Below are 18,616 nucleotides of genomic sequence, written 5' to 3'. Positions count from 1 at the left end.
AGACGATATTCGCCAGCCTCATCCCCATCGTCGAGTAATTGCTTGAGCCCGTCTCAGCCAATCCCCAACGGTGCATTCCGCTGTCCAACATCGCTCGATACGGTTGCAATGGTTGTAAAGAGCTCGGCCGTGCGGGATGAACACCTTGCGGTTCCGTTTTGCCTGAGTGACAGTCTCTGCGTTCATGACAGCAATCTGTTCGCGGAACCAATCGGTGTCACAAGCCTTATCGGCGATTACCGCGCCCGCAGTCTGGCCCTCTAACCCATCTTATTCACGGGATTGAGTATTTTGCGTGAATTTTTGGGTTTTTGTGGTTTGGACGCGCGGGATCGCACCGGATTGAGGTGGCGTCATTCTGAAACGGTGGATATTGGAATATGTGTGTGTTGGTGAGCGATGGCACCCCACTCACACCCTCAATTGAAGCAGCGCCAACTCACAGAGATGTAGTTAGACAACCAAAAAGGGCGGTAACTATTTGGGCCCATCGTGGGCCCACCCTGATGTGATATCCAGTTGTATCCAGTGACAGTTAGTGATATTAAATACTATGTTATCAACATGTTGATCAGAACAACCCAGCTATTTAGCTACTACTTATCGCCCTCTCACGGCGGCAACAGGGGTTCAAATCCCCTACGGGACGCCATTGATTTTATTGGATTTTTTGGTTTCCATTACCTAATAATTAGGTTTTTTGCGCTATTTCTGCGCCATCCATCTAAAAATGGTGGGGGTGTTGGATATGTCTGAAGCAACCTCAAAATCCGAAAATCGAGACCCAGCGACAGGCAGACCTCTGCAAAGAGGAATCTACTATCGCGGTCCAAAGCAATACCAGGCTCGCAAGCAGATTGACGGAAACCCGAAGACGGTTGCGAAGTGGAAGAAGCGCACTGCGGTCGGTGATTTGCCGACCGGCCCCAAAGACGCGCATTCGACGGTGCTGAGCATTGAGGATGAGGCGATCATCGTTGCTTTCCGCCGTCACACGCTGCTGCCGCTGGACGACTGCCTCTACGCACTCCAGGCGACGATCCCGCACCTGACGCGATCATCCCTGCATCGCTGCCTGCAACGACACGGGATCAGCCGACTACCCGAGGTGACGGGAGACAAAAAACCCAGGCGCAAGTTCAAGGCTTATCCGATTGGCTATTTTCACATTGATATTGCTGAAGTGCAGACTGCGGAGGGTAAGCTGCGCCTGTTTGTCGCGATAGACCGTACCAGCAAATTCGCCTTTGTCGAACTGCACCGGGAAGCCGGAAAAATGATTGCCGCAGGTTTTCTGCGGAACCTGATCGCAGCAGTCCCTTATGCCATCCATACAGTTTTGACCGACAACGGCATCCAGTTCACCAGTCAGACACGGCATAAATACGCCTTCCACCCTATCTTTGATCGGGTGTGCGACGAAAACGGTATCGAGCATCGGCTGACAAAGGTGAAGCATCCATGGACCAACGGCCAGGTTGAGAGGATGAACCGCACGATCAGGGAGGCAACAGTCAAACGCTTCTATTATGAAACACATGACCAGTTGCGTCAGCACCTCGCGGACTTCGTCATGGCCTGCAATTTCGCCCGAAGGCTCAAGACGCTACGCGGTCTCACTCCATATGAATTCATTTGCCAGCAGTGGGAAAAAGAACCATCACGGTTCATACATAACCCGCACCATCAAAATACGGGACTAAACAACTAGCGCATCAGGTCGGACCAGATCGCTGGCGAATGGACGAGAGCGCGGAAGCCACGCTGCGGGAGATCAGTGAGCGCAATGATATCATCAAGCGCATTCATCGGTGTCTGACGGAGCAGAAGACCGACCGTGCCACGTCCTCCTGGGTGCTGGTGGGGGAGAATATCACCGATCCCGTCATTGGACGACATGAATTTTTGTTGTCAGTCCGCCTCGTGACCGTCCGATGGCCTGATCTGCGCCCCCTTTTTCAGGGCGCCCGGACAATCGTGCTGTCGATCATCATGTATTCGTTGTCGTGATCTGCTGCCAGATGACGAAAGATCCTTTCAATCACACCACTTTCGCACCAGCGGCGCAGACGGCGATGTATGTTTTTCCAGTCTCCGAAACGGGCAGGAAGGTCACGCCAGGGGATGCCTGCACGATAGCGATACAGCACGGCTTCCACAAACAGACGGTTGTCCGCCGCAGTGCCGCCAACATGACCTTCCCGACCGGGAAGAAAATCCTTTATCCGCTTCCACTGGTCGTCGCGCAAACCGTATCGCCGCATTCATCCATCTCCCTCAAAACCGGGGAAACAGACACCACAGGCAGACAGAAAGTACAACCCTCACGCGCCACACTCAGGACTTAACTGAAGACACGCCGTAAGCTTTGTTGGCGACATATTTTGCCTGATAGCGAGTCATTCGGGGCAAAATGTGTGATTAAGGTGCCTTTGAGTCTACAGACTATAGGTATCAAATCAATTACCAAAACCACCATTTCCGAGACCGTGGTTGAGCTAATTTTTGCGCGATTTCGCGCCAATGGTCGCGGTCGGATTCCACAGCTTCGCGGCGTGCCCGCTCGCCCTCAAGCTCGGCCTTCACGCGGACCAGTTCGATCGTGTCCGGATGAGGTAGATCGACGAGGTACGTATCGTTCGCGTGCTTCATGGCGCACGGGATTTGCCACAGATATTTGACTCGTAAAGTCAGGATCTCCCGTGAAATCGCGTGCAGCGGTCGTCAATGACGATGAATTTCGATGCCATCACGACGATCAGAATGTGGGTGCGATTATCAGGTGTGACCCGTCGTTGCGACTGGCGGATCCGCGACCTTGTCGCCGGCAGCCACCCGGCGACGCTGTATCTGGTGGTGCCGCCGTCGGATACACCGCAGTCCACGGCGGAAGATCGTTCGGCATCGCCCGCCAGGCAATACCGTAACGGATCACATACCGAAGACCGTTGAACAGTTCCCGCAGATCATGATGCCGTTGTTCCGCGTCTTCTTTCATCAGAAGAAGATACGGGATAATCAACAACCATTCTTCATCGCTGATATCAGAAGGATACGGTTCTGACGTGGCAGGCGGGCGGGGGCAACCGCAGGCCGCGTATCTGACAGGGTGCTGGTCACCCGACGATACTGCCATCGACGCGCAAATTCACCCGTGATCCTGCCTAAGACATAAATCCTTCGATTCTACCGCAGATTTTTCGATCATACGTACGGTGGCTTCTGCGTGTCGGAGCGCGCAGGAGGCGACGATCGGGGAATGGTCGTTTTCAGAGGGGGTCAAAAACGACCATCCCGGCAGTGCCACTTCCTGACAGCCTTCCTGTGTCGGGCCGTCCCTGTCGGACGCCTCCACGAGAACGACATCATCATGATCCACCTGCCTGCTTCCATGCCGCCGCGTCTGCTCCGCACCACAGAGGCGGGGCCGCGCCGTTCGATGCCTATGTCACCGAGGCCGCCACGCGGGCAAATATCCCGCCCGCATGGATCACGGCGGTGATCGACGGGCGCGTGCATCATATCGCCGAATTGCCTCTACCAGCCGCCGTAGTAGGCGCCGTAGCCTGGTCCGGCGGGCATGACCGCGTAAGGAGCCGGCACCACATAGACTGGCGGCGGAGGCGGCGCGTAGATCACACGAGGCGGTGGCGGTGAATTCGCCATAGCCATCCCGGCGACAGCGCCCAGAGCCATGCCACCGATGATGCCGCCTGCGAGGGCGCCACCACCCCAGCCGCCACCATGATGCCGCCACTCACGACCGGGGCCGCCGCCCCAGCCACCACCACGAGGGCCACCACCCCATCCCCATCCGCCGCGCGGACCACCGCCCCCCCAAGGCTGGGCATGTGCAGGTGAAGGCAGCGCGGCGGAGCCGGCTACAAGGCCGATCAGGGCAGGAATGGCGACGAAAGAGCGAAAATACTTGTTCATGTCATGTGTCCCGGATCATGAGCGGAGCGCGAAAGCCACGCTGGTTATCCTTTTATGAGACGCATGAAAGCCGGTTTTCGTGGCGAATTGTGGGCGAATTTATTGCCGTTGCCACACGACGACATGAAAACTGTGTAATGGCGGCTGCATCATTCTGTGCCGCCTATCCGTGCAGATCCTTCGCAGCGGCTTCAACAAGCGCCACATGCTCGGCGGGCTTCACCTTACGCCAAAGAGCCTTGATCCGGCCATCAGCGCCAACAAGGAAAGAACTGCGCTCCATGCCGAAATAGGTCCGCCCGTACATCGATTTCTCAACCCACACGCCATACTGATCCGCCAACGCGTGCTCAGGATCACTGGCCAGAGGAAATTCCAGACCGTATTTGTCCGCGAACTTGTCGATTTTCGCTACAGGGTCGGGGCTGACGCCAATGATGGTGAGGTCCAGCTTTCCCAGAGCGGGAAGGGCTTCCTGAATGCCGCAGGCCTGCGTGGTGCAGCCGGGCGTATCCGCTTTCGGGTAGAAATAGAGCAGGTAAGGTTTGCCCGAAAGATCAGCGCTCGAAACCTTGCGGCCCCTGCTGGCTTCAAGAGTGAAATCAGGGGCAGCATCGCCCACCTTGATTGAATCTGTGCTCATGCAGCAAGCCTGCCTCAGCGGATCAGATGCTGCAACCTGATTCAGAGACAACGCCATTCCTGCGGAGCGTGGCGACTCAGGGGCCGCGACATCGTCCGGATCAGCCCGGGTCTGCGACAGGACCGATCAACTGCGTGAACAGTCCCCGCACGGTCTCCGCCAGCCCTTCGATTTCCTCCCGCAGAGTCGAGACCCCCGGCACATCCATCGTCCGACACAGCAGGTCCAGCGTGGCGGCGGGCAGTTCCTGAGCCGGATCAACAGGCGGCTTCGGCCCGCACAACAGGCGCAGAACACTTTGCAGACTTCGCCACCGCTCATCCGCTTCAAGCAGAATGGTCGCCTGTTCCGCAGACAGCAGACGGGCTTTGGCCAGCCGTTCAAAGGCCTGTGAGGTCACCGGAGAGCGCACCCGCGCAGACGCCGATGTCAACTGAAGCGCCTGCGCGATGAACTCCACCTCCATCAGGCCACCCGGTCGGCGTTTGATGTCCCACGGGCTGGAAGGCGGCAGATCGCGGGCAAGGCGGGTCCGCATGGCGGCGGCGTCTTCCCGGACCTTCTCTGCCGGTCGGCGTGCGTCCGGCGAAAGTGCCGTCCCGATTTCTTCACGCAGGGATTTTTTCAGACGGGTCCGGAGGCCGTTTTCTCCCGTGATGGTGACAAGCCGCGCCCGAGTCAGCGCCATGCGCTCCCATGTCCAGGACTCTTCCGCGTGATAACGGCGGAAGGCGGAGAGTGAGACGGCGACCGGTCCCGCAGCGCCGGACGGACGCAGACGCATGTCCACCGGATAAAGCGGTCCTTCCGAATCCGGCGCGGTCAGGGCACCGATAAAACTGTGCGCCAAGCGGAGATAATATTGTGACACGGTCAGGGTGCGGCCATCTCCTTTGGACAGAGCCGTGCTTTCGGTCACATGGTCAGGATGGTCGAAGATCATCATCAGGTCGAGATCGGAGCCGGCCATCATTTCCCGCGACCCGGCTTTGCCCAGCGCAATGACGGCGATGCCGCCACCCTCGACCTTGCCGTGACGCGCCCGATGGGCCCGGAACACGCTGTTGAGAAGCGCCGTCATGACCGCATCCGCCACATCCGTACGCTCCTGCGCCGCCGTGTCCTCGTCCAGACGCCCTTCCAGCCGGGCGACGGAAAGACGGAACTCCTCGGCGCGAACGACAGGACGCAGGCGGGTGACCAGCAACTCGGAATCCGGCTTTTCCGCCGCCAGCAGACGAACCTGTTCCGGAGCGAAGGTGGCGGCAGGGGGCAGGTTGACCTCCTCTTCCTCCTGAAGCTCCAGCAGACCTTCCAGTGCGGACGGACTGTCCGCCAGATGGTTGGCAAGGAAGGGGGAGGCATCGAAAATCGCCGCGATCCGGTCGATCAGCGCGGGGTTGCGTTCCAGCAGCGAGAGTAGCTGCACTCCGGCGCGCTGCCGCGAAAGAAGCGTGTCGAAATGGCGCAGGCAGGCCAGCGGATCGCGTCGGGCGATGAAGCTGGCGAGCAGGTCCGACATCAGCCCCCGCAGCAGCGCGTGGGCGCGGTCCGAACGCAGCGCCCGGCGACTGTTGCCGGCCCAGTGGCTGAGGATCGTCGCGGCGTCGTCACAGCCATCCTGCGGAAACCCGAGTTCCCCGAGACGCGCGGGCAGTTCATCCGAGCCGAGATCGAGCAGGGCTTCCTCGGGACGGATCTCACGAGACGGGGTGCTGAAATGCTTCTCGAAAATCCGCCGGGCCGCCCGCATCTGCGGCAGCAGGTCCAGCGCGAAGTCTCCCGCGCTACCATAACCGAGGAAGACCGCCAGCGCGTTGAAGCGCTCTTCCGTGTCCGGAAGCTGATGGGTCTGCTGGTCGGCCCGCATCTGCACCCGATGCTCGACAATCCGCAGCAGGCGATAGGCGCGGGCAAGAGTTTCGGCTTCCTCCCGCGGCATATGACCTGAGCGGGCGAGGGTCCGCAGCGCGCCGAGCGTGGTCGGATCGCGCAGGCTCGGCGTCCGGCCACCCCAGACAAGCTGCATCGCCTGCGCGACAAACTCGATTTCGCGGATGCCGCCTTCGCCAAGTTTGACATTGTGACCGAGCAGCCAGCGGACGCCTTCATCCGGGTCAGTCAACATCTTGTCAGCCATCTTCGCCAGCCCGGCGCGGCCCGGTTTGCGGTGCTGGTCGATCTTGGCTTTCATGACGTGAATGTCGTCAATCAGGGCGAAATCGAGATGACGCCGCCAGACAAAGGGGTGGATGGCGGTCAGGAACTCGCGCCCAAGCCGGATGTTTCCCGCGACAGGCCGCGCCTTGGTCATGGCGGCGCGTTCCCATGTCTGGCCCAGACTTTCGTAATAGGCGATGGCGGCGGGCAGCGAGACGGCGAGAGGTGTTGCGGAGGGATCCGGGCGCAGGCGCAGATCGGTCCGGAAAACGTAACCATTCGCGTCGCGTGCTTCCATGAGACGCACAAGGTCGCTAGTCATGCGGATGAAAGTCTGCCGGGCCGTATCGGGGTCCGCATGAAGATCCGCGTCGAAAAGCACGACAAGGTCGATGTCCGAGGAGAAGTTCAGTTCGCGCGCCCCGAGTTTCCCCATCGCCAGCACGACATAGCCACTCCCGCGTGTGGGACGGGCCGGATCTTTCAGGGAAAGCCGTCCCCTGTCATATGCGGAGCGCAGCAGATGTCTGACGGCGGCGTCCAGCGTGCTTTCGGCGAGGCGCGACAGCGTTTGCGTGACGGTTTCCAGAGACCAGAAATCGCCGATGTCGGCCAGCGCGCAGGTCAGGGCGATCCGGTTCTTGGCGTCGCGCATGGCGCGGGCCAGCGTGTCATGGTCGATATCCGGCGGCAGGGAATCAAGGGCGTCAAAGGTGGTGTCCGCAAAGGCGTCCGGGCCGTTGAGAATCAGGGTCTCGACATCGACGGGATTCCGCAGCGCCAGCTCGGTCAGATAGGGACTGTTGCCGCCGATGGCCGCCAGCAGGGCAGGCACACCGGGTTTTTCCAGAAGGGCGACATCGAGTTTGGCGTCCCGCCAGCGCTCGGAAAGGTCGTCCAGAAACCGCGCCAGAGCTTCAGGGGCAGCGGGATCCGGCCATGCAAGATCCGGCCAGGAGAGCGTGCGTCTGCGGCCCCGCCAGCCTGCACTCCCGGCACGGTCGGTGGATCTGGCGGCGGCGGAGGGAGGAACCTCCTGCGGCGTGCCATCGTTTGGACGCATTGCCCCCTTTTCTGGAGGCTTGCGGTCCGTCAGGGAGCGGATCTGGGAAGAAGAGGTGCGTCGCGACATGGGCTCTACGGAATGATCGGACGGACAGGGTGGCGGTGATGGACGGGTCCGGTCAAGGCGAAGCTCAGGGCGGGGCGATGCGCGGACGATCTGAAGCCGCTCGGGACACATCGGCTCGAAAGTCTGCTGCGAGCCGGCGTGTCCTGAAGGGCGTCATCTGGACGGCGACCGCTCTGGTGGGCGTGCCGCTGCTGGCTGCTGGCGGCCTGATGGCGGCCATGATGGCGGGTCCGGTCAACATCTCTCCGCTGCTCCGGTTCGTGCTGCCGGTCAGGATTGTGGGCGGCGTCAAGGGACAGCCCCCGAGAGGGCGGCTGGATATAGGACACGCCTCTCTCCGATGGACCGGACTGCTGGACGGATTCGGCTCACCGGTGCGGCTTGAACTCCGCGATGTGACCATCCTCGATGCGACCGGCAGGGTGGCCGACCGGATTGATGCCGGGGCCATTGCGCTGGACGCCTTCCCGTTGTTTCACGGGCGTCTTGCCATCACCGATTTCAGTTTGACCGGCGCGCATCTGGCTCTCAGGCGGGACGCGCAGGGTAGTGTCGATCTCGATCTTCCCGGCCAGCCCTCCGGCGGCAAGGGCGGATTTCCCGATATTGATGTCCGGCATCTCCGGCGACTGGCTCTTGCAGGGACGCATGTGGTTCTGGTCGATGACCATGATCACAGGACCTGGACCGTCGATCCTCTGGATGTCGCACTGACCCCGGTTGTGGTGAAGCACCGACACGGGCTGGTGGGCTCCATAACGGCTGGTGTGGCGGGCGAGAGTGCGGGCGCGCCGGTCACGGCGCATCTGGCGGCGCAGGGTTCGCTGACGTCGGCGGGGACGCTGCACTGGCATGTGGCGCTTGATCCACTGACGCCGTCCGGTTTCGCCAGCTTTGCACCGCAACTGGCGGCGGCCCGGGCGCCCGTGGGACTGACGGGAGACGTCACGCTGACAGCGGCAGGACGGTCATGGTCCATGCTGCCGAGCGATGCGCTGGTGAATATTGCCCTTGGCGCCGGAGAGATCGATGCTGTCGGCTCCACGCTCTATCCTGCCGAAGGAAACGCGGCGCTGCACATGACGTTCGGGGATAGGACCGCAACAGGCTGGCCGGCGCATCTGGATGTGCGGGCGCTGTCCGTGCAGCTTCGTGAGCCGCCTGTTCCGGCGGGGAGCGGGACGCCATCCTCACCGGATGTGGGGCCGGATATGGGTATGTCCGGCAGCGTCTCAGCCGGTAAAAGCGACGGGACTACAAAAAACGTTGCGTCCCATGAGGCGGCCGTATCCTTTCCGCCCCCTCAATTGACGGCCAGCGGGTCATTTGACTGGGGTAATGTCGCGAATGTCGGCCTCATGAGCGGGGCCGCCGATCTTGCGCTGACGCCGGTGTCGTTCACGGAACTCGGTAAATACTGGCCTGCGCTCGCTGCGAAGGGCGCGCGTCGCTGGGTCGGGCGCAACATTACGGCAGGCACGGTCAGGAACACGCAGGTGCACCTGAAGATTGGTCCCGATGCAGCAGGCCGTGTGTCGGGGCTGACGGGAATTTCAGGAGGGCTTGACGCTGAGGGGATGGAAATCCACTGGCTGCGTCCGATTGCTCCCCTGCACGATGTTGACGCGCATCTGGACATCACCAGCCTGAGCACTCTGACCCTCTCTTTCAGTCATGGCTGGCAACCTGCGACCCGGACCATCAAGGCGGTCGGAACAACGGGAAGCGGCCGCCTGACGGTGCTGCCCGGCGGCATGGTCATCAGCGATCTCGACAGGAAGGATCAGACTGGCGCCATTACGATCGGGCTGGCCGGAGATCTGCGCGACCATGTGGCGCTGCTGTCCGAGCCCAGGCTGCATATCCTCTCCCGTCATCCGCTGCCGTTCACGCACCCGCAGGGCTCCGGCGTGGTGCATTTCACGCTCACCCTGCCGCTGATTTCGAAAGTCTCGACGGACGACATGACCCTCGACGGCCATGCCCATCTGACCCATGTGAGTCTTGAGCATGTGGCGATGGGACGGGGAGTAGGCGGCGGCACGCTGGACGCCGACGTGACCATGCACGGCATGAAGTTCGTCGGAGCGGGAGCGTTCAGTCACATCCCGGCGGATGTAAAGGGAGAGGTTCTGTTCGATAGTGCGTCGAGAGGCCAGATGATCGATCATATCGTGACCAACCTGCATCTGACGCCTGACAACGTTACTGCCGCAGGAGTTCCCGTTGCGCCCTACATGTCGGGGCGGGGCGAGATGAAAGTGGATTATGCCGCGATCAAGGACGCGGATGATCAACTGATGCTTGACCTCGATCTGGCCGATGCCGGAGTTCACATCCCACTCTGGAACAAGGAGACGGGCCATGCGGCGACAGTGCATGCCGATCTTCTGCTGGACGGGGGGAATGTTGTCGCCGCGACGGGCGTCCGGGCAAAAGGGCCGGACCTGAATGTCAGCGGCGAAGCTCATTTCCCGGTGGGACAGCCGCCCGAACTGGTGATCCCGACCTTCCAGATTGGCCGTTCAACCGGTTCGGCCACTCTAACGATCCCTGCGCTCGCCATGCAGCCGGTTTCAGTGAAAGTGCGGGCGCAGACGCTCGATCTCAGTCCTCTGGTGGAAGGGTCTCCGGAGAAGCCCGAGCCCGTAAAGCAGTCGACCACCCTGCATGTGCCGGAGGCCGCCAGCGGGCGTGTTCAGGGGCCTCCGGGGCGGCCCTGGCTGATCGATGCGACGGCGGATCAGCTTTATTATCGTCATGACCGCATGCTGGGCGGCGTGAAGGCCGTCATCGATCATAACGGTGTTCGTGTGGACAGGATGAAACTGTCCATTACGGAGCCCACGGTTGCGAAAGTGGAGATCCTGCCGCTTGGCGACAGCCGTCGGCTGACGGCGGATGTGCCGGATTTTGGCGTGCTGCTGAGTCACCTGTCCATCACGGACATGGTGGTCGGGGGACATGCACGGTTTGAAGGCAGGTTTGACGATACAAAAGAGACCGCGCCCTTCCGGGGCAATCTGAGGCTGTCTCCCTTTACGATCCAGCACGCGCCGGGCGCGCTTCTCGTGGCGAGAAGCCTGTCGATCTATGGCTGGCTCAATTCGAAAGACACGTCCAGATTCGAAGTGACGCGGTTCGAGATGCCGGTGACGTTCGCGGACGGCGTGATGCACATCCATGATGGTCGTGCCGGAAACGGTGCGCTCGGGGCCACACTGGAAGGTCCGGTCAATCTCGATACGGGAACGCTCGCTCTGTCCGGCACCATTGTGCCCTCTTTCGCGATCAACACCATTCCCGGAGAAATTCCGGCGCTCGGCAAACTGTTGTCCCCTGAAAAGGGTGGTGGACTGCTGGCTGTGAAATTCACGCTGGACGGCAAGGTTGATAAACCGGATTTTGCAGTCAGTCCGCTGACCATCCTGCTGCCCGGCGTGCTGAGAAACCTGTTTTAGAGCCGGGCTTTCCCCGTTTTTTCAACATGAGCTTCCATGAACGATCGTGAGGAAACAGCTTTCCGACCGTTCCTGGGGGCATCCTGCTTCAAGGGCCTCTTTGCCCTGCCGGGTCTGCGGCCTTATATGTTCCCCCGGTGATGATAACGGTGCGGGCAGACAGAATGCCGGTTCGCATGCACGACAGGGAGCAGATCATGTCGGAAATACAGGGCGAGACGAAGGATCAGGTGCCGGTAACGGTGCTGACGGGCTTTCTCGGCGCGGGAAAGACCACACTGCTCAACCATATCCTCACGGCAGAGCACGGCCGGAAATATGCTGTCGTCATCAACGAGTTCGGGGAACTTGGTGTTGACAACGACCTCGTCGTGGATGCCGACGAGGAAGTGTTCGAGATGAATAACGGCTGCATCTGCTGCACGGTGCGCGGTGATCTGATCCGTATTCTCGGCAGTCTGATGAAGCGGCGTGCGAAATTTGACGGGATCATCGTCGAGACTACCGGTCTGGCGGACCCCGCACCGGTCGCACAGACATTCTTTGTGGATGAAAACGTGCGGGAAAAGACCCGCCTCGACGCCGTCGTGACCGTGGTGGATGCCTATAACGTGCTTCAGACGCTGGAAGAAAGTTCCGAAGCCGTACACCAGATCGCGTTTGCAGATGTGATCATCCTCAACAAGACCGATCTTGTCGATGAAGCGAAGCTTGCCGAAATCGAGGCGAAGATCCGTCAGATCAATGCCTATGTGAAGATTCATCCTGCTGTCCGCAGCAATGTTGCGCTTACGGATGTGCTTGATCAGGGTGGATTCGATCTTCAGCGCGCGCTGGAATACGAACCGGATTTTCTGGAAAACACCGAGCATTCCCATGAAGAAGGTGTGACAAGCATGTCGTTCCCGGTCAGCGAGCCGATTAATGAAGCCCGCTTCCACGCCTGGATCAGCGCCCTGCTGCAGGAGCAGGGCGGGGATATTCTCCGGTCGAAAGGTATTCTGAACTTCGCTGGTCATGACGACCGTTATGCGTTTCAGGCGGTTCACATGATGGCGGATGGTGATTTCATCGGCCCCTGGAAACAGGGCGAGAAGAAGGAATCCCGGCTGGTGTTTATCGGGCGCAATCTGAATCGTCCGCGGCTGCGTCGTGGTTTTGAAAGCTGCCGGGCCTGAATGGCCTTTTCATATAGATATTCATGGAAGAGGTCAGGATGAGCGATAAGTCAACACTCTCCGGGATTGTTGGGGAACGGGGAGTCGAACAGACTGTCGAGGGGCATATCACGGCCTGTTCCGCCTCACGCGACAATAGCCGTTTCGCGTTTGCGACCGGTGAAGGCGATCTGCTGATCGTGCCTCGGGAAACGCTCCGTGATACGGCGACGTGGACAACGGTTCAGGCCCATGACGGACCGGTTCTGGCGCTTTCTCCTGATGTGGCGGGCGCAGGTTTTCTGTCTGGTGGTGAAGATTGTCGCCTGAAGCGGACCGTCGGCGATACCCCGGAAGAACTGGCGAAAACCCGCCGCTGGATCGAGCATGTCGCCTGCTGGAGTGATGGCCGCAAGGGGACCATCGCGTTTGCTTCCGGCAAGGAGGTGCATCTTCGTGAAGCTGACGGCACGACCGCCCTGCGAACGCTGGAGCATCCCTCGACGGTTTCCGGCATTGTGTTTGACGCCAAAGGCAAACGGATCGCTGCGTCACACTACAATGGCGCGTCCATGTGGTTCGTGAATTCCAAGGACAGTGCAGCGAAAGTTTATGAATGGAAAGGCAGTCATATCGGCATCACCATTCATCCCGCTGGCGAGGCGCTGATTACGTCGATGCAGGAAAATGATCTGCATGGCTGGCGGCTTTCCGATGGGCACAATATGCGGATGAGTGGTTATCCGACCAAAGTGATGTCTTTTGCCTTCACCAGAAACGGCAAGTGGCTGGCGACAAGCGGAGCGGATAGCGTGATCCTGTGGCCGTTTTTCAATGGCGGACCCATGGGCAAGCCGCCATCTGAACTGCCGGGCATTCCGGGCGTGCTGTGCACGCGCGTGGCCGCGCATCCTCAGCAGGACGTTGTGGTGGCTGGCTTTGCCGACGGCGCGGTTCTGATGATGGATCAGTCTTCGGAGCGGGTGCTGCCCGTGTGCCCTGCCGGAGGTGGTTCAGTGACCGCGCTCGCTTTCAGCAGTGACGGCTGTATCCTTGGATATGGAACCGAAGACGGACGGGTCGGGGTCGTGGATCTGACAGCGCCAGCCTGAAGCACGAGGGGCCTGACGCACCGTGGGTAACAGCGCCGTTTGCGTCAGGCGCCATTTCGATAGCTGGCATGGGAAGGATGCAGAGTTCCGGGTGTCGCCTTTTTCAAAAGGCGACGTCTCTTGAAACTTGTTAAGGCAAGTTCTCAAGCAGATTTTAAAGTATGTTCTGATTGTATCCGACATGGAAAGATGAATGGCTCATCTTTATGCTCCAGTTTTCCTGAAGAAAACTGGAGCGGGCGATGGGATTCGAACCCACGACCCCAACCTTGGCAAAATTGGCAGAACCATACGCCGGGGTGCGCCTGACTCCCATAATTTACTATAAAACAACATATTACATGAAATCTCCTACTCCGTAATGCGCTCGGATTTGCTCCGGTTTTCGACCATCTGCTTACAAAATGCTTACATTCTGTCGCTACCCCCGATAATGTAAGCAGGAAGCACGGTGACGGGGAAGCCCCATGGCGAAATTGACGAAACGGGCTGTCGATGCCCTGAAGGCTCCAAAGCAAGGGCAAGCGTTCCTTTGGGACAGCGAGTTGCGAGGATTCGGTGCCAGAATCATTCCCTCTGGCTTGAAGACCTTTATCTTGCAATATCGCAATGCCGACGATCGCAGCCGTCGCATTGCGCTTGGTCGATTCGGAGCCATCACCGTCGAACAAGCCCGTGATCTTGCGAAGATCAAGCTGGGCCTGCTCGCTCACGGAAAAGACCCGGCAGCAGAGGTCGAGGTGCATAAGGCAATCACGGTCGCCGCCCTTTGCGACTGGTATCTCCAAGAAGCTGCGGCCGGGCGGATCATCGGACGTCGGAACCGGCCGATCAAAGCCTCGACGCTCGCGATGGATAAGAGCCGAATCGAGACACACGTCAAACCGCTTCTCGGCAAGAGGCTCGTTCGCTCGCTGAAAGTGGTTGATATAGAGGGAATGCAGGCCGACATTGTGGCCGGCAAGACGGCCAAGCCCCGCAGCACCAAGCGAGGCGGCGCCACGACGGGCGGCCCAGGTGTTGCCTCGCGAGCGGTTTCGACTCTGCAAAGTATCCTCGGTCACGCTGCGCGCCTTGATAAGATTGCTACTCATCCCTGCCAAGGCGCGCGACGGCTTGCGGGAAAGAAAAAGCAGCGGAGGCTGAATATCCTCGAAATTGGGAAGCTCGGCGACGCCATGCGACATGCTGAGCGTAACGGTGAAAACCCGATCGCACTAGCAATCGTACGCTTCCTGCTACTGACCGGCTTCCGAATTTCCGAAGCGCAAGGGATGCGGCGCGCATGGGTTCGTCCCGAGGGCGGCTATATCGACTTCGCCGACACCAAGAGCGGCGCCCAGATTCGAGCCATCGGACCGGCCGCAATGCAGGTTCTTCAGAACCAGCCGATCCGTAAGGAGTCGCCATATGTCTTCCCGTCCGATATCAGTGAAGGACATTATACAGCGGCGAAAGCCTGCCTTGAGAGACTCTGCGCTTCGGTCGGCATCGAGGATGTCACGCCACATACTCTGCGGCACACCTTCGGCAGCGTCGCAGGTGATCTCGGCTTCTCCGAATTAACGATCAGGGCGCTTCTCGGCCACGCCGCGCAAAGCGTGACCCAAGGCTACGTGCATATCGACGAAGCCCTGAAGTTGGCCGTTAGCCGCACCTGCGACAAGATCGCTTTGCTGTTGGATGGAGCGAAGAAGGCGGGCCGGGCTGAGGGGCTGGCAGCGTGACGGCATCGGGGGGACCAAAGACCACTTGCGGCCGGAATACCTCGCCGACCGGTTTCAGTTATTGCAGTTAAGGGCGCACGCGACTGGATGCGTAGGAGAACCCGTCGTGGCAAGCCACGTCGTCACGTTCGCCGGTCTGTCCGACCAGGACCGCAAGAAGGTCGCCCCTCTGCCGAAGCTGGTAGAAGGCGATCGTTTCGAGTTGCATGTCCGGCGCCGGAACGGGCAGGATCAGACCATGTCCTTGCCGCCGGCGGCAGCCAGTGCCGTCGAGGCATTGATCGACCACCTGCTCAACGGCGAGCGGGTGGCGGTCCTTTCGGAAGATCAGGAATTAAGCCCCACCGAGGCGTCCACCATCCTCGGTATCTCCCGACCGCTCGTCGTACTGCGGATGGATCGCGGCGACCTTCCGTTCCGCTATATCGGCAAGCACCGCCGCGCGTCGCTCAAGGACGTGCTGGCGTTGAATACGGAACTCGATGTTCGGCAGAAGGCCATGGAGGATTTGGCCGCCGACTCCGAGAATCTCCATCTCCATTATGGCATTTAGTCCCGTTGTCGCAATCTACGACGCCTGTATCCTCTACCCGTTTCACCTTAGGAACATCGTCGTCCAGGCGGCGGCGGACGGTCGATGCGCGGTGGACCGACGCGATTCATGACGAGTGGATACGAAACCTTCTGGCCAACACGCCGGACCTTTCGGCCGAACGCTTGGCGACTACGAAGCAACTCATGAACGCCGCGCTGCCGAAGGCGACAGTAACCGGTTACGAACGTAAGCATCCGGAGAGAGCCGCGGGCGTAATCAGGCTTTGATGGTATTATTGCTATGGTGAAGGGTTTTCCAGTGCCATGGCAGGAGTTCATGGAGGCGTGGATTTGGCATATCGTTGATACGCGCGAGGACATCTGCGAGCCATGCTTTGGGATCGACAAGGTTCAGACGGGCGGTGACGATCAGGGAATACATGGCGGCAGCGCGTTCTCCGCCCCGGTCTGACCCGGCGAATAACCAGGCTTTTCTGCCGAGGGCTATCCCACGGAGCGCACGCTCTGCGGCGTTATTTGTGAGACAGATGCGCCCATCATGTAGAAATCGTGTGAACATATCAGGTCGTCTGAGAAAATAGTTCATGGCCTGTGCAATGGGATTTTTTGACGACATGCGTTGGCACGTGTCACGCATCCACATGAACAGATCCGCTACCATGAGAGCACTGCTTTCCTGACGGACGGCGAGCCGATGCTGGTCTGGGGTGCCGTTTATCACACATTCAGCCTCGAAGATGGCGTCGATCCGGCGCACGGCCTCTATGGCAAGGGGGGCTTTGTCCTTTTCTGCAATTTTGAACAGCCCCCTTCGTCCGTGCGCCCAGCACCCTGCAGACACGACAGGTGCAGGCTGACGACCCGGTTTTGCCAGAGCGTTATATCCGGCATAGGCATCGGATTGCACGATCCCCGTCCAGCCCGAAAGATGATCGACAGGATGTTCGCCCTTGCGGTCCCGTGAATAACGGAACCACACGGCTGGCGGTGCTGTGCCTCCAAAGGGGTGATCGTCGCGCACATAATTCCACAATCGACCGGTGCGTGTTCGGCCCTTCGCCAGCACGGGCACGGTGGTGTCATCCGCATGCAGACGACCAGCTGCCAGCACATGGACCCGGATCAGCGCGTTCAGAGGGGCCAGGGTCGCTGTGCAGGCTCCCACCCAGTCGGCTAACGTTGACGTGTCGAGATCAATCCCTTCGCGTGCAAAGGCATCACTCTGCCTGTTCAGCGGCAGATGCTGGAGATACTTGTCGCACAGAATGCCCGCCAGCAGTTCTGGCCCTGCACGCCCCCGTGAGATCGGGTAGAAAGGCGCTGGTGGCTGGGTAATGCTCTCGCAGTCCCGACAGGTGAACTTCTCCCGCACCGTCTGGATGACTTTGAACTGGCGTGGGATCACTTCCAGCGTCTCAGTGATACTTTCGCCCAGTTTGCTCAGGCGCATCCCGCCACAGCACGGACACTGTGTTGGCGCAGGAAGAACCATCCGTTCGCGTGGCAGGTCGGCGGGTAAGGGCTGCCGCCCCCGGTTATTCCGCGGTGCTGTTGCACGGACAGCGAGGTCCGCCGCATTTTCGGACGCGTCTTCGGCTTGCGTTGTTTCCAGTTCCTCCAGCTCAAGTTCCAGCTGGTCCAGCAGGCGCCGTCCCCGTTCCGATGACGCCCCGAAGCGGTCCTGACGCATCCGTGCAATAAGATGTTTAAGATGGGCAATCTGCGCTTCAGCGCTGACTGCTCGGGCTTCAGCGTCTGTGGCCCGGGTTTCGGCAGCACGGGCACGCGCCTCGGCAGCGGTAAGTGCCGCACGTAAGGCCGTCATGTCATCCATGCTTCCCGTCATGAAAAACAGTTCAGCACAAAACCGTTCAAAAGGGTACAGGACTATGGATCACGATCCCCTTTTTGTTATCCCGCCAGTTCAGGTCGCCATGTTTTCTGCGGATTACGCCAGTCGATCCCTTCGAGCAGACAACTTAATTGTGACGCACTCAGATGGATAGCTCCGTCCTTTGCCGAGGGCCAGATGAAATATCCACGTTCAATCCGTTTTGCATAGAGGGACACTCCAATCCCGTCATGCCAGATCAGTTTCACCAGATCGCCGCGTCGGCCACGAAAGACAAAAACATCACCAGCATAGGGGTCTCTCCCCAGAAACTGTTGAACCCTCAGCGCCAGACCGGGCATGCCAAGGCGCATGTCTGTCGCACCTGCCGCCAGCCATATCTTCAGACCAGAGGGAAGAGGGATCATGAGCGTAAAACCTGAAGGAGTTTCCTCAGATCTTCAATCGCGATCCGGCTGTCAACCATCAGCTTCTCGCCACCAGGAAAAAGAATGCTGGCTTCATGTCCACTCCCGCAGGACTGGTCTCCTCCCAGCCCTTCAACAGGGGATGTCATATGAACCGGCACAAAAGAAAGCTGCTCTTTCGCAGACGGGTTTACGAAATCCAGTCTCTGACGCCATCGGTAAACGACGCTGACGTGGACACCAAACTGGCGCGCAACAGCACGGACTGACTGACCAGTTTCATAAGAAGCCAGCACAACCCGACGTCTGAACGCGTCATCATAGGCCCGGCGCCGTTCGCCAACAATTTCAATAACCGGATGAAGGGCTCGCGATGCTTGTGTCGCAGCGAATGTCGCTGCGACACAAGCATCATTCTGTTCTGATCGCTCTGTCATGAACAGAACACATCACCACACCATAAAATCCACAAGG

General features: G+C 59.6%; 16 protein-coding genes and 3 pseudogenes. 9 read left to right on the top strand and 10 right to left on the bottom strand.

Annotation, left to right across the window (positions count from 1 at the left end):
- Positions 1-129 precede the first annotated feature (129 nt).
- From A0U92_RS18465 to A0U92_RS18665, 3 genes and pseudogenes are all read left to right on the top strand, one after another.
- Positions 130-264, top strand: a complete 135-nt coding sequence (locus A0U92_RS18465) for a hypothetical protein (RefSeq protein ID WP_257788154.1) — start codon at positions 130-132, stop codon at positions 262-264.
- Between the two features lie 466 nt (positions 265-730).
- Positions 731-1,711 carry an IS481 family transposase gene (locus tag A0U92_RS14740; protein WP_408736088.1) on the top strand — a complete coding sequence of 327 codons (981 nt, stop codon included), beginning with the start codon at positions 731-733 and terminating at the stop codon, positions 1,709-1,711.
- Positions 1,699-1,896 (top strand): annotated as a pseudogene (locus A0U92_RS18665) (DUF3363 domain-containing protein); the annotation flags it as partial. The gene A0U92_RS14740 and the pseudogene A0U92_RS18665, both read left to right, overlap by 13 nt.
- Here the strand turns inward: A0U92_RS18665 and A0U92_RS14730 are convergent.
- Together A0U92_RS14730 and A0U92_RS14725 are read right to left on the bottom strand one after the other, a co-directional pair.
- Positions 1,892-2,264 (bottom strand): annotated as a pseudogene (locus A0U92_RS14730) (IS5 family transposase); the annotation flags it as partial. The pseudogenes A0U92_RS18665 and A0U92_RS14730 overlap by 5 nt on opposite strands.
- A gap of 199 nt (positions 2,265-2,463) precedes the next feature.
- Positions 2,464-2,652, bottom strand: coding sequence for a hypothetical protein (locus A0U92_RS14725; RefSeq protein ID WP_077813814.1), 189 nt, complete (start codon positions 2,650-2,652; stop codon positions 2,464-2,466).
- Positions 2,653-2,712: 60 nt separating this feature from the next.
- Here A0U92_RS14725 and A0U92_RS17850 point away from each other — a divergent pair, with 60 nt between their 5' ends.
- Positions 2,713-2,952, top strand: a complete 240-nt coding sequence (locus A0U92_RS17850) for a hypothetical protein (RefSeq protein WP_187668980.1) — start codon at positions 2,713-2,715, stop codon at positions 2,950-2,952.
- Here the strand turns inward: A0U92_RS17850 and A0U92_RS17495 are convergent.
- From A0U92_RS17495 to A0U92_RS14700, 5 genes and pseudogenes are all read right to left on the bottom strand, one after another.
- A pseudogene (locus tag A0U92_RS17495) lies at positions 2,870-3,043 on the bottom strand (transposase); the annotation flags it as partial. The gene A0U92_RS17850 and the pseudogene A0U92_RS17495 overlap by 83 nt on opposite strands.
- A gap of 236 nt (positions 3,044-3,279) precedes the next feature.
- Positions 3,280-3,522 (bottom strand): hypothetical protein, encoded by a 243-nt coding sequence (locus A0U92_RS17490; protein ID WP_149026487.1) that lies wholly within the window; start codon positions 3,520-3,522, stop codon positions 3,280-3,282.
- 15 nt (positions 3,523-3,537) lie between these two features.
- Positions 3,538-3,936 carry a hypothetical protein gene (locus A0U92_RS14710; RefSeq protein WP_077813811.1) on the bottom strand — a complete coding sequence of 133 codons (399 nt, stop codon included), beginning with the start codon at positions 3,934-3,936 and terminating at the stop codon, positions 3,538-3,540.
- A 163-nt stretch (positions 3,937-4,099) separates the two neighbouring features.
- Positions 4,100-4,579 carry a thioredoxin-dependent thiol peroxidase gene (bcp, locus tag A0U92_RS14705; protein WP_077814492.1) on the bottom strand — a complete coding sequence of 160 codons (480 nt, stop codon included), beginning with the start codon at positions 4,577-4,579 and terminating at the stop codon, positions 4,100-4,102.
- A gap of 100 nt (positions 4,580-4,679) precedes the next feature.
- The gene (locus tag A0U92_RS14700) at positions 4,680-7,802 is read right to left on the bottom strand and encodes a bifunctional [glutamine synthetase] adenylyltransferase/[glutamine synthetase]-adenylyl-L-tyrosine phosphorylase (protein WP_077813810.1); all 3,123 of its coding nucleotides are present in this window, start codon (positions 7,800-7,802) and stop codon (positions 4,680-4,682) included.
- Between the two features lie 107 nt (positions 7,803-7,909).
- Between A0U92_RS14700 and A0U92_RS14695 the strand changes: the two genes are divergently transcribed.
- From A0U92_RS14695 to A0U92_RS14670, 5 genes are all read left to right on the top strand, one after another.
- Complete coding sequence (locus tag A0U92_RS14695) at positions 7,910-11,332, top strand: AsmA-like C-terminal region-containing protein (protein ID WP_077813809.1); 3,423 nt, start codon at positions 7,910-7,912, stop codon at positions 11,330-11,332.
- 197 nt (positions 11,333-11,529) lie between these two features.
- Positions 11,530-12,510, top strand: coding sequence for a CobW family GTP-binding protein (locus tag A0U92_RS14690; protein ID WP_236748170.1), 981 nt, complete (start codon positions 11,530-11,532; stop codon positions 12,508-12,510).
- A gap of 38 nt (positions 12,511-12,548) precedes the next feature.
- Positions 12,549-13,601, top strand: a complete 1,053-nt coding sequence (locus tag A0U92_RS14685) for a WD40 repeat domain-containing protein (RefSeq protein WP_236748169.1) — start codon at positions 12,549-12,551, stop codon at positions 13,599-13,601.
- Positions 13,602-14,068: 467 nt separating this feature from the next.
- Positions 14,069-15,328: a tyrosine-type recombinase/integrase gene (locus A0U92_RS14675; protein ID WP_010515582.1), complete on the top strand. Its 1,260-nt coding sequence runs from the start codon at positions 14,069-14,071 to the stop codon at positions 15,326-15,328.
- A 106-nt stretch (positions 15,329-15,434) separates the two neighbouring features.
- Positions 15,435-15,881 carry a helix-turn-helix domain-containing protein gene (locus tag A0U92_RS14670; protein ID WP_029329636.1) on the top strand — a complete coding sequence of 149 codons (447 nt, stop codon included), beginning with the start codon at positions 15,435-15,437 and terminating at the stop codon, positions 15,879-15,881.
- Positions 15,882-16,139: 258 nt separating this feature from the next.
- Here A0U92_RS14670 and tnpC read toward each other — a convergent pair whose 3' ends face one another.
- The 3 genes from tnpC to tnpA all read right to left on the bottom strand — a co-directional run bounded on the left by tnpC (position 16,140) and on the right by tnpA (position 18,579).
- Positions 16,140-17,729, bottom strand: coding sequence for an IS66 family transposase (tnpC, locus tag A0U92_RS14660; RefSeq protein WP_077813806.1), 1,590 nt, complete (start codon positions 17,727-17,729; stop codon positions 16,140-16,142).
- A gap of 65 nt (positions 17,730-17,794) precedes the next feature.
- Entirely contained in the window at positions 17,795-18,142 is a 348-nt protein-coding gene (gene tnpB, locus A0U92_RS14655) for an IS66 family insertion sequence element accessory protein TnpB (RefSeq protein WP_010515587.1), read from the bottom strand.
- Positions 18,139-18,579, bottom strand: coding sequence for an IS66-like element accessory protein TnpA (gene tnpA, locus A0U92_RS14650; RefSeq protein WP_010515588.1), 441 nt, complete (start codon positions 18,577-18,579; stop codon positions 18,139-18,141). The genes tnpB and tnpA overlap by 4 nt, the downstream gene beginning before the upstream one ends.
- Positions 18,580-18,616 lie beyond the last annotated feature (37 nt).

The organism is Acetobacter aceti, assembly GCF_002005445.1.
GTDB lineage: Bacteria > Pseudomonadota > Alphaproteobacteria > Acetobacterales > Acetobacteraceae > Acetobacter > Acetobacter aceti_B.
Note: the sequence above shows the minus strand (reverse complement) of the source record. Positions and strands in the feature narration are given on the sequence as shown.

Bases quoted from the DNA above. Each gene is read 5' to 3' on its own strand.
- tnpC (WP_077813806.1), bottom strand. From the start codon at position 17,729: ATGACGGGAAGCATGGATGACATGACGGCCTTACGTGCGGCACTTACC.
- A0U92_RS14740 (WP_408736088.1), top strand. From the start codon at position 731: ATGGTGGGGGTGTTGGATATGTCTGAAGCAACCTCAAAATCCGAAAAT.
- bcp (WP_077814492.1), bottom strand. From the start codon at position 4,579: ATGAGCACAGATTCAATCAAGGTGGGCGATGCTGCCCCTGATTTCACT.
- A0U92_RS17490 (WP_149026487.1), bottom strand. From the start codon at position 3,522: ATGATGCACGCGCCCGTCGATCACCGCCGTGATCCATGCGGGCGGGAT.
- A0U92_RS14690 (WP_236748170.1), top strand. From the start codon at position 11,530: ATGTCGGAAATACAGGGCGAGACGAAGGATCAGGTGCCGGTAACGGTG.
- tnpA (WP_010515588.1), bottom strand. From the start codon at position 18,579: ATGACAGAGCGATCAGAACAGAATGATGCTTGTGTCGCAGCGACATTC.
- A0U92_RS14725 (WP_077813814.1), bottom strand. From the start codon at position 2,652: ATGAAGCACGCGAACGATACGTACCTCGTCGATCTACCTCATCCGGAC.
- A0U92_RS14700 (WP_077813810.1), bottom strand. From the start codon at position 7,802: ATGCGTCCAAACGATGGCACGCCGCAGGAGGTTCCTCCCTCCGCCGCC.
- tnpB (WP_010515587.1), bottom strand. From the start codon at position 18,142: ATGATCCCTCTTCCCTCTGGTCTGAAGATATGGCTGGCGGCAGGTGCG.
- A0U92_RS14710 (WP_077813811.1), bottom strand. From the start codon at position 3,936: ATGAACAAGTATTTTCGCTCTTTCGTCGCCATTCCTGCCCTGATCGGC.
- A0U92_RS14695 (WP_077813809.1), top strand. From the start codon at position 7,910: ATGGACGGGTCCGGTCAAGGCGAAGCTCAGGGCGGGGCGATGCGCGGA.
- A0U92_RS14675 (WP_010515582.1), top strand. From the start codon at position 14,069: ATGGCGAAATTGACGAAACGGGCTGTCGATGCCCTGAAGGCTCCAAAG.
- A0U92_RS14685 (WP_236748169.1), top strand. From the start codon at position 12,549: ATGAGCGATAAGTCAACACTCTCCGGGATTGTTGGGGAACGGGGAGTC.